14 protein-coding genes are annotated in these 9619 nt (G+C 54.3%); 1 reads left to right on the plus strand and 13 read right to left on the minus strand.

Features of this window, described 5'->3' with window-relative positions; genetic code table 11:
• Nucleotides 1-8 precede the first annotated feature (8 nt).
• From ACYJ11_RS19030 to ACYJ11_RS19080, 11 genes are all read right to left on the minus strand, one after another.
• Complete coding sequence (locus ACYJ11_RS19030) at nt 9-707, minus strand: nucleotidyl transferase AbiEii/AbiGii toxin family protein (protein ID WP_461649020.1); 699 nt, start codon at nt 705-707, stop codon at nt 9-11.
• A 3-nt stretch (nt 708-710) separates the two neighbouring features.
• Nucleotides 711-1385: an RNA polymerase subunit sigma-70 gene (locus ACYJ11_RS19035; protein ID WP_461649021.1), complete on the minus strand. Its 675-nt coding sequence runs from the start codon at nt 1383-1385 to the stop codon at nt 711-713.
• Nucleotides 1386-1443: 58 nt separating this feature from the next.
• Nucleotides 1444-1800 carry a hypothetical protein gene (locus tag ACYJ11_RS19040; RefSeq protein WP_461649022.1) on the minus strand — a complete coding sequence of 119 codons (357 nt, stop codon included), beginning with the start codon at nt 1798-1800 and terminating at the stop codon, nt 1444-1446.
• Between the two features lie 6 nt (nt 1801-1806).
• Nucleotides 1807-2142: a hypothetical protein gene (locus tag ACYJ11_RS19045; RefSeq protein WP_461649023.1), complete on the minus strand. Its 336-nt coding sequence runs from the start codon at nt 2140-2142 to the stop codon at nt 1807-1809.
• Nucleotides 2143-2180: 38 nt separating this feature from the next.
• Nucleotides 2181-2762 (minus strand): ASCH domain-containing protein, encoded by a 582-nt coding sequence (locus ACYJ11_RS19050; RefSeq protein WP_461649024.1) that lies wholly within the window; start codon nt 2760-2762, stop codon nt 2181-2183.
• A 59-nt stretch (nt 2763-2821) separates the two neighbouring features.
• On the minus strand, nt 2822-3706 hold the full coding sequence (locus tag ACYJ11_RS19055) for a DNA adenine methylase (protein ID WP_461649025.1): 885 nt from the start codon (nt 3704-3706) through the stop codon (nt 2822-2824).
• Nucleotides 3707-4549: a DNA adenine methylase gene (locus tag ACYJ11_RS19060; protein WP_461649026.1), complete on the minus strand. Its 843-nt coding sequence runs from the start codon at nt 4547-4549 to the stop codon at nt 3707-3709.
• Between the two features lie 48 nt (nt 4550-4597).
• Entirely contained in the window at nt 4598-4768 is a 171-nt protein-coding gene (locus tag ACYJ11_RS19065; RefSeq protein ID WP_461649027.1) for a hypothetical protein, read from the minus strand.
• Between the two features lie 109 nt (nt 4769-4877).
• Nucleotides 4878-5807, minus strand: coding sequence for a deazapurine DNA modification protein DpdA family protein (locus ACYJ11_RS19070; RefSeq protein ID WP_461649028.1), 930 nt, complete (start codon nt 5805-5807; stop codon nt 4878-4880).
• An 828-nt stretch (nt 5808-6635) separates the two neighbouring features.
• Nucleotides 6636-6869 carry a hypothetical protein gene (locus ACYJ11_RS19075; protein ID WP_461649029.1) on the minus strand — a complete coding sequence of 78 codons (234 nt, stop codon included), beginning with the start codon at nt 6867-6869 and terminating at the stop codon, nt 6636-6638.
• A 3-nt stretch (nt 6870-6872) separates the two neighbouring features.
• The gene (locus ACYJ11_RS19080) at nt 6873-7343 is read right to left on the minus strand and encodes an RPA family protein (protein ID WP_461649030.1); all 471 of its coding nucleotides are present in this window, start codon (nt 7341-7343) and stop codon (nt 6873-6875) included.
• Between the two features lie 36 nt (nt 7344-7379).
• Here ACYJ11_RS19080 and ACYJ11_RS19085 point away from each other — a divergent pair, with 36 nt between their 5' ends.
• Nucleotides 7380-7508: a hypothetical protein gene (locus ACYJ11_RS19085; protein ID WP_461649031.1), complete on the plus strand. Its 129-nt coding sequence runs from the start codon at nt 7380-7382 to the stop codon at nt 7506-7508.
• A gap of 66 nt (nt 7509-7574) precedes the next feature.
• Here the strand turns inward: ACYJ11_RS19085 and ACYJ11_RS19090 are convergent, their stop codons facing one another.
• Nucleotides 7575-8582 carry a replication factor A gene (locus ACYJ11_RS19090; protein ID WP_461649032.1) on the minus strand — a complete coding sequence of 336 codons (1008 nt, stop codon included), beginning with the start codon at nt 8580-8582 and terminating at the stop codon, nt 7575-7577.
• A gap of 277 nt (nt 8583-8859) precedes the next feature.
• Nucleotides 8860-9619, minus strand: a 760-nt coding sequence (locus ACYJ11_RS19095) for a hypothetical protein (protein ID WP_461649033.1), incomplete at its 5' end; no start/stop codon positions are given.

Here is a 9619-nt window from a genome sequence, read left to right on the forward strand (position 1 = left end):
GATAAAAATCACTTTGGAAGCCGCTCAATCTGCTCGTCGAGGTATTGCTTGAGCTGCTCGACAGTATCTTCAGAGACTGTTGAGGCCCCGAAGTCACTTCGGAATCCGTGTCGGAGTTCGTCGCTATCGAGTACTTCGACTCCTTGCTCCAGCTGGTCGCGAAGTTTCTCTTCGTCACCACGATGGAGATGGGGCGTTATCTGAGTGAGTGGGACGTCTCCCGCGATAGCGAGAACGTCACGAAGGTCGGTTTCACGCCCACTATGAAGCTTTACCGCAATAAGGACATCACCCGTGACGGTCCGAGCAGTTGTTTCCTCTGTCCCTCCGCTGATGGTCTGCTTTTTGCTGTGGTTGAGGAGGTAGTTGAACGACCACTGTGCCTCCGTCTGTCGACAACCGAGACCATTGATGAGGAGGTCAACACCCACTGGTTGCTGTGGGGTAAGCCGCTTCTCGTATTGAGTGACTTCGGTGTCGTAGATCCACTCCTTACTTTGGGATTCTGTTTTTTTAAAATCCCGAGTCTTGAGGAACTCGATGACAGCATCTCGATCCTCGGGTGCGATAACTACGTCAAGGTCAGTCGAAAACCGCGTTTCGAATGCGGAGACAGCGTACCCGCCGACGAGAACAAATTGGTGGGGACTCTCATTCAAATCGGCAAGGAGGCTGATAAGAGCGTTACTCCGGTCGTTGAAACTCATATCTTATGGGGTGGCGTGGTCGTGTTCACTGTAGTTCACATCGAGTGATAGCTCCTCATACATTTGGTCAAGCATCTCCAGCGCTGACGCGAAGGCGGCGTAATTGTCTTCCATGTACTCAATGGTCTCGCTTCTGGGGATAACGGGGTAGCCTTCCACAGTATCGGTATCGAGCCAGTCGCGAGGTTCCAAGACGATCTGGAGCGCGCTTTCATTACTCTCTGCAGGCTGTCGTTCGTTTGCTACGGGAATGTTGAATTGGCTGAAGAAGTCCCTCCAGGCGTCGGTATCTGCTTGCTGGACGGTGAGGAACAGCGGATAGTCGTCTGGATCTCGACCGACTTGATACCCACCTTGTGTCCACACGTAGACAGCGTCGATCCGAGTGAAGGCGAACTGCAGGTTAGCAAAGTGTGGAAGCGTGTATGCTTCCTCGATAGTTGGACTACTTGTGCGGGCGCTCGCCGTCAACAAACTGAGTGCGCGGTCACGAACTTCTTCGTCGGTAAGATACAGGCCCTTATCGTACTCGACGAATCCAGCGGCTTCTAACCGGTTGACTGCTTGCCGGACTGTCTCGTAAGGCGTCCCAATCCGCTGGGAGACGTTCCGAATAGAGTCCCCGCTATTGAGACCGAGGAGGACCCGTGCCGCCGTTCCGTCGAATACTTCGTACATCTTTCAATTACCAATATTCGGGGAACAGTAAAAACATTTACCCATAGCGCATGAAAGGCTATTCACGGAATTTCGTGTGGTTGAGCACGCTACAGGCTTCTGCTGCGTGCTCTCGACGGCTATCGGTGAGTCGCTCCCAGATCGGTAGGTCATGCGGGTCGTCGACGCCCCCAACTACTTCCGCGTCATAGTGTTTACCGTCAACTTCGACCCATGTGTGTATATCTTCAGCATCTTGACGAGTTACTTTAGAGAGGGAACCAAGCCGTTTGAGGACACGGCTGGCGAACCTACGGCAGTAACCGCTGTTGATCTCAACAGCGTCGTGTACGTGTGGCGTCCCCTCATTGTGGATGAAATCGTAGAGGACCATCTTGACGGTTTTCTGAACGTATTCATCCGTCGATTCGTCCATCTTCACTCAGATGAACCTGGACTGTTCGTCACTGAGATGCGTATAGATGAGGTCCTCAAGTGAGCGGCGCACGACTGCTTCTACAGTCGCTTCACCCCAGGAACCGGTACTGGGTGAGGTCACACGGTAGGGTTCTAGCTCGTCGGCGCAGATGCCGTGGATGTCGCGGATATCCTTGAGCACAATGAGATTGTCAAAGCGGTTCTCACCGCGGAGAGGGCTTGTGAGTTCGTCGTGTTCCTCTGCGATCCTACTTGCGATCGTTGACGGCGATTTCTCGCTAGCAGCAAGTCGGTTTTCTGCCTCTTCTAACACTATCTGAAGATACTCTGGCACTTCCATCCTTCACCCGAATACGGGAGGTAGAAACATATTCAGCTTTATTCTCGGAAAGGTTCGTTCGTACGAATGTGCGTTCGGAGACCGTTATCTCGTTGAGTCGGTTGACAGTCACTCTGCTGTCGTTCAAATGGAACACCCCGGTCATAGGGGAGTTGGTTGAGAAGTTCCACGTCCTCGTCCGGGCGGAGATATCGGAAGTTCTGCGGGACTGTGAACTCCGCGTTGGCGCTCTGAAGGTCGTTTAGAGGAACTGGATCGTCGTAACCAAGCCAGCCGTCAATTCGGATCGCTGACCCGGTTTCTTTGCCCTTGAAGTAGTCCTTGAGATCGTCCGTTTCGTGGGGCGTGAAACGAACTGTCTGTTCGATGAGTTCGTCGACGGGTGCTTCGGTGACAGTGTGTGTCTCGAAGCCGCCGACGATAGCGCCCAGGCCGCCCGTAGCGTATAGCACACCGCGATACGGCGGGTCCTGTGCCGGGGGTCGTCGGCGGTACTCGTAGCGTTTCTCACCGTCTAGGATGGCATTCGCCCATCGCTCTTTGATGCTGAGTAAAACGACGGGCTTGTCCCGGAGCGGGTCCATCCCTATCTCCGGATCTATCCTCGTTTGTGTTTCCATACTCTCACTTCACAGAGGGATAATATAAAATTCCGGCTGATATTGCTGGATAGCGGGGGTTAGAACGCAGTTAGACTCGCGTTTTCTGTATGCGATGGAGTGGCTTCTGGGTCGAAATTCGTTAGCAGATGTTCTGCCGTCTCTTTCGTTCCGCCTGCTGCGTTCATCGAGAAGTTGCTCCCCTTCGACACGCGATGGAGGAAGTCCAACTCGGAGGGGATCACGTCGGTGGAGACGATAATGCGAGGTCCGTTCTGCTGTCGGGCGAATTCTCTAATGGTTGCTGTGAACTCCCCGAAGTCGAATGCCGGACTTGATGACGACTTCGCCTGCGAATCATGTGTGCCTCGGAGCTGGTAGCGATTCGTGGAATCTCGGTATGGAGGGTCACAATATACGACTGTAGAGTGGGTGCCGGAGGCGGCATCCGTCAAGAGGTCAGCGTAGTCTTGGCATTCGATCTGTACTCCTTGTAGGCGGCGTGCGAAATTGGAGAGTCGCTGGATTGAGTTGTTCCACTGACGGGCTGGATTCCGTCGACCACTGACGGTCGCTCGGAACCCGGCTTTCTTCGCCGCCTCTCCGCCGTATTGAGCACGCCGGATGAAGTAGTATCGTGCAGCCCGTTCGACTCGGTCACTTGGACGGTGTCCCTCGAAGAAATCGGTTGTCCACTCGTGATGGAGTTCACGAGCGTACGGAATCATCTGGAGGCGGTCGATGAGTTCTTCGGAAGCGTCACGGAGGGTGGTCATAAACTGCACGAGGTCGGCGTCGGCGTCGTTGTAGATCTCGGTTTCTGCGGGTATCTTTTCGAAGAGGAGTGCTCCGGACCCACCGAAGACGTCGATGTATGTGTCGTGGCGAGGAAAGGTGTCGAGAACCCAGTCTGCGAGCCTACCTTTGTTTCCCGGCCACGGGAACGGGGCTGAAGCGCGTGGCATCTAGGCTACCTCCTGTTCACCGAATGCAGAGAGGTGGGTAATGCCGTTCTCGGTGGAATCTGCCTCGAGGAAGGGTGAGGTGGATTCAAGATTGAAACTGTAGTTCCGCGTCAGCGTATTCCCGCTGAGGTCGGTTGTTGGGAGCATCGAAATAGGACTGGGTGACTGCTTCGTGAGTAGCGCCCAGTAGGGCTCGCCGCCGACGCCGCCTTGCCACTCCATCAGATGCTCCATAATCAGGAGGTCTAACGACCTATTCGCGTATTCGTACCGGCTGCCGTCGTACGGCGGGTTGATGAACATACAGACGGAATCGTCCTCATATGCGCCCATCAATTCGTGCGGTGTCTTGGCCTCGATTAGCACATCGTCGAACCGACGCTTAAACTCTCGGAGGTGTTCTCCGATTGCGTCCTGACTGTCATCGATACTCCCTGTCACGGATGAGGGAGAGGCAAACTGAACGAAGAACTGAGCTGCGCGAACGATGTCGTCTGTATGCCGATAGCCCCGTAGGAACGTCTTCTCCCACTCTGCTTGAAGGCTTGAATCGAGTGGAGATTCCGCAAGGAATCGGACAAGTTCGCTGTGCTCGTCCTTGATAGTGTTATACAGGTGGAGGAGATCGCCGTGGACGTCGTTAACAATCTCGTTTCGACTCGCTGGCTTCACGCCGAGGAGCGTCCCACGGGACGCGCACGGTTCGACATACGTCTCATGGTCTGGAAGCAACTCGACGATATCGTTGGCGAGTTGGTTTACTGCTGGAGCTGTTTCGGCCTGCGGAGTGAACGTAGGCTGGCTGAACAGGCTGGACACTGGGGAGTTTGTGCGAGAATCCATCATCCGGTCGGTGGTGTATCTGAGGTTCTCACCTCGCGATTTTTTTTTTCAGCGGGCGGGGAGCTTGATGTCGTAGTCTGTCTCGTCGGCGTTGAACCGAAGCACGTCACCAACGGACGCGGATTCGTCCGGCCCAGTCTCCACGAGAGCGGCCTCGATGGAGTTGACGGTTTCAAGCGATTCGATTTCGTCGATCAGGTCTGGGATGCTTTCTTGCACTGTTGGTGATTTCCTTCTACGTCTTCCTCGAGGCAACAGCGCCGATATGCTGGTACCTTATCTTCTATACCCTCTACCCCCGTGGGGGTTTACAAACCTACCCCTCGGGTCAGGTTGGGCCAAATCGGTCTGGAACGTCGTCGAGACACTGCATCGAGAGTTTGAGGATACGACGCCGACAGTGCCGACACTCCGCCATATCGAGTGCGTCAAGGGGGTCGGTGTTCTCCGTATTTACGGAGTCGTCGTAATAGTCTAAAATCGCGTTCGGGTCGATTGTTGTTCCGCATACGCACTCGTTGAGCGGACTGTCTGAGTGCCCGGCGACCGACTGCTGGCCTCCCGCGAAGTCGAAGAGTTTGGTACCTGTTCCCTGTCTGGACTCGGACGTCGTTTCCGTCTGCTGCTGGAGCTTTTCGACGTACTTGCGGAACGCCCAGATGTACCCGATCCAGGTGTTTTTGACCGGCTCAAGATCAGTGGACAGTTGATTCGTTTGCTTGTTCCACGCTTGCGTGTCGATGGTGTCGAAGTGCTCGCGGATACCGGGGTACTGGAGATGGCGCTTCGTGATGCCAAGACCATGGAGCGTGTACTTACTGGGGAGTGCGTCACGGACGGCTTCTGCGATGTCCTGCACTTGGTGGTGGTCCAACTTCTTGATTGACCCGAGGCAGACGTGGTCTGTGAGCAGTCCGTTCTCACGGAGATGGTCGAGCATCCAGAGATACCCAGCCACGTCTTCGCCTTGGAGCACGGCGATTGGTTTGACGCCGCTGCGGTCTAGTAGTCCACTTTTTTCGGCCAATTCGAGCGATCTCCAGTGGTCGCGAATTGTCCACCGCTGGTGGTCCCGTTCGGTTCGCCCGTGTTCGCGGAGAAGTTCATCGGTGATTGGCCAGTCCCGCAGCGCCCAGTATTTGATCTCGATCCCATCGTCAAGGTGCTGGATGAGGTACTCAATATAGGTAGAGAGATCCGAGGAGTACGTGCCATCATCGGAACGGGAAAGTTCCGTGAACCCACCACAGTCGATCAACCACTGGGGGCCTTTCCAGAGAGAGTTCTTGTTCCTCGTGGCAAAACTGATCTCAGCGTGTGTCGGTGTAGGAAATCTCGAGCCGTCGATGGTGTGGCCGTGATCTTCGACTTGTTCCCCTCTTGATGCGATACGGAGTGATTTAATTGAGCTGCCAGAGGATACACCCCAGTAGACAACAGGTATCTCCCCGCTTACGTTACTGTGGGAGTTCAGATTCAGCGCGTCTGAACGAGTATCTACACCCATAGTCTGTTCAATCTGTATGTTCTCTTGCGTAGATGTGTTCGGACTCATAGATGGTATTGTGTCTGCCTCGAAGCAATCAGGCGATTCTGCTTCGAAGCAATCAGGCGATTCTGTTTCGAAGCAACTCACCTTTACAAGGCTGATATAGATTCCTCTACCGAATTCTGAGGGGTATACACCTACGACAGGGGCTACGCTACCGAGGAGAACGTCGTTTGTGTACGCTCGTTTTGTTTTCCCATCGCTTCGAACCCCCCTTGTTTCATCTGGACAAAATGAATTGGCGGCTCTATTTGAAAGGAATGCTGCATGGGGGTGGGGAACCCTCGCAGAGAAAAGCTGCGAGGATTGTGTCTGGGTGGAACCTCGACCTACGCCGGTACTTGGCACTTTGGGGAGCAGTGCCTGATGTACCGATCAGGCCTTGCCGTTCCCCCTGGGCAAGGAGAACGACTGACGCCAGAGATGGGAGTCGAACCCACTCCTAACCACGGAAGTGCGTGGGAGGGAACTTCCAATAAGTCTCTGGTCACACTTGGACTATATTTGGCCGCAGGTTATTGAAAGTTTGCTTGCGGATTACTCAATCAGGAGGACGCGATACGCTGGTGGTCGCTCGTTGACGATTAAGACATAGGTGTCTTCGGCGGCATCCAGGGTTTCCTCGATGACGATGCTTTCGCTGACCTCTAGTTCAAACTCGTCAAAGGACTCACCCCATTCGTCTTCGAACTCGTCTACGAGGCCGATTTCGTCGATGAGTCGGATGTAGTGGTCGAACTGACCGAGCTCCTCGTACTTTTTGAGCGTCATTGTTCAGGCCGATGGTGCCTGCGGTTGTGCCGCTGAGTCGGTCTTGTCGGTATTCTCGTTGATGATTTCTGTACCGATTTCTTTGATGTCTTTCACGAAGTCTTCGTGGTCGAAGTCGTAGTACTGGTCCGCTTCGTCTCCATATGGTGCTTCGCCTTTGCGGAAGGCGTCGACCCGGTCAAGTGTTTGCACAGCGGCTTCTGCTGTCCAACGGTCGCGTGTCGCCTTTTCGACGACAGTAATGTTCTCCGGCTCGACCGAGACGTAGGTGTCGCCCTCGTCTGTTGTGTAGGTGTTCGGTTTGCCTACCACCATCACATGCTCGGGAGCCTCAAGGTTCTGAAGGTAGCTGACTTCGTCGGGGTTGTACTTTCCTGCGTAGGTGAAGAAGCTCCCTGTTTGGTCGACAATTTTCGCTCGAAGCGTGATCGGACTCTCGCTGACTTGATCGATTTCGGTGACCGTGCCCATCATCAGAACCCGGTTCGCGCAACCCCCTGACGGAAGTAAGTGGTATTTGGGAGCGCGACTATTCTCCCCATCCTCGTCGTCGACATCTCCCTGCTCTTGGAACTCGATGCTGGCTTCGTTGAACTCATCTGCGAACATGCGGACGGCTTCGTTACGCTGCGGCTGTGATTGGGATTGACTCTGGCTCATGAGTATTGTTGAATCAGATTATGGTTGGTTGCTGCTTGATTGCTCTCACGCTGAGGCCTCGGATTGGCCTGTATCGGTGTCCGTGTCGGCGTCGACTGCTTCTTCGAGGTGGATCTTGAGCGCCTGGAGAGTGTCTTCGTCAACACCATTGACGGCTTTCACATCATTCACGACGATGTTCCGACCGAGTTTCGGCCCCTCGATTCGGAAGTATTGACCGATGACTTCATTTTTGACCTCCTGCTCGACGACGCTCGTATCGAGTGCGTCCATCGCAAGGTCTTGCGCTTCCTCCAGCGAGATACCTGTCACTTCAGTAGTTGGCTCTTCACCGAAGACGACATCCTGCGCCACGTAACCGTCGTCGAGGACGCCCTTGATACGAAGGTCGAACTCACCTTCGACCTCGCCGTGTTCGCTACAGCGGCTGTTCTGGATGACGCGTGTGCAGTCGCCCTCTGGGCAGCGCTTGATGAGGCCCGACCCGGTCTTTACATCGACGAGCATGCCTTCGACGGTCTCTTCACCGCTGTTGCCCGTGATTTCGTCGTCTTCTGTGACTTCGATGCTGGAGGCTTTCGTGAACTTGACTGAGTAGCGACCATTGTATTCGTCTGTGACCACGTTGCGGATGTGGTACGTTTTACCCTCCTCAAGCGGTGGGATGCCTTCGGTGTCCTTCCAGAGGGTGAATTTGATGACATCGGTCTCGTCACCGATGAGTCCGACCTGTTCCATCTGGTCGCTGTTCGGGTCCCATAGCTGGACAAGTTCGACACGCAGGTCGTGCCACTCGTTGTCCGCATTGATTTCTTCGACCGGGGTTGGGTCGAATTCGCTGTCCTCTCCGGATGCCGGGGGAACTCCGTTCGTGTCCTCGATTCCGGCGGCATCAAGGTACTCGTTTCGAACGGTTCGTTTTGCCTCGTCAACAGGGAGACTGAACTTGCTGATTACCCCCGTAATTTCGGCTTCGACCTCGTCCTGTTCGAGGCTTAGGTGTTCGTCGAACTCATCGACTAGATTCGATGCTGCGTTGGCTACGTCGCTCATAGTTTCTAATATCGCTCTCGGAGTGAACCCGATTTTTGATACGGGGAATTGGGGCTCTACCCGCCCTCCTTTCTCTTCACTCCCTCACCTCCTAAGGGAGATACAAAATCTCCGGCTGATAGGGCTTTACCCACCTATATTCTATACTTGCGATTTGGAGTATTTGAATGGACACACCGCTCTGCAAGTGTTCTGGGATTGACTTGCCGGCTAAAGGGATTCTGAACGGCTTGTGCCTTCACAGGGATCTTTCCCTCACTCAGGAGGGAGATACAAACTACCCTGCCGACGATGCTGCCTGTCCTGATCTGGCCGTCTCGGTGTTCATGTCGGTTGATTGTTTTGTATGCTGAGGGAACCCGAGCATCTCCCGCTCAGCCTCCGTTAGCCATTGCTGGACCGCTTTCCGCTGCTCTTTGGAGAGCCGAGAATAAGATACCTGTTTCTGATAGAACGGATCGAGAACAGCTGCCTGCATCCAACTCAGACTTCTTCCCGTCCCAGTACTTACCGTTGTGGTTGAAACTGTCCCGTCACATCCTGATGGGTACTTCACCCATACCCCGTTGCCGTTAGCGTGAGACACAAGGTGCTCATCGCTCGTCTTGCCGTCGTTAAGAATTAGGACGTGGGTAGCGGTAGGTATCCAATCAAACCAGTCGTTCGTGAGCTGTTCGAGTCGCTTGCACTGAGCTTTCTGTTTCGCTCGTAAGTAGCGCTCCAGATCTAAGTGACGAGCGACATAGTTCGTTACTTGAGCGCGGTCAGCGTCGTCATCGAGGTCAAACTCATCAATTGCATCAACAGAGAGTATTCCGAGATCAGCAAGCATGTGGGCGACTGGTTGCTGATCCTGAATCACAGACGGGATGGTGTATCCATCACAAGCGTTGCGTTCGTCGTCGAGATATCGCTCGAAAGTCCGTTGGTGGGATACGACGTCGACTGTGTTTGATGTTTCTGCGTCGACGGCAGCGGCGATACACGGCGAACCGCCGATCACGATTCTTTTGAGGCGGTTTCCAGACAGACGGATC

The sequence above is a fragment of the Haloarcula sp. H-GB5 genome, from assembly GCF_054850705.1.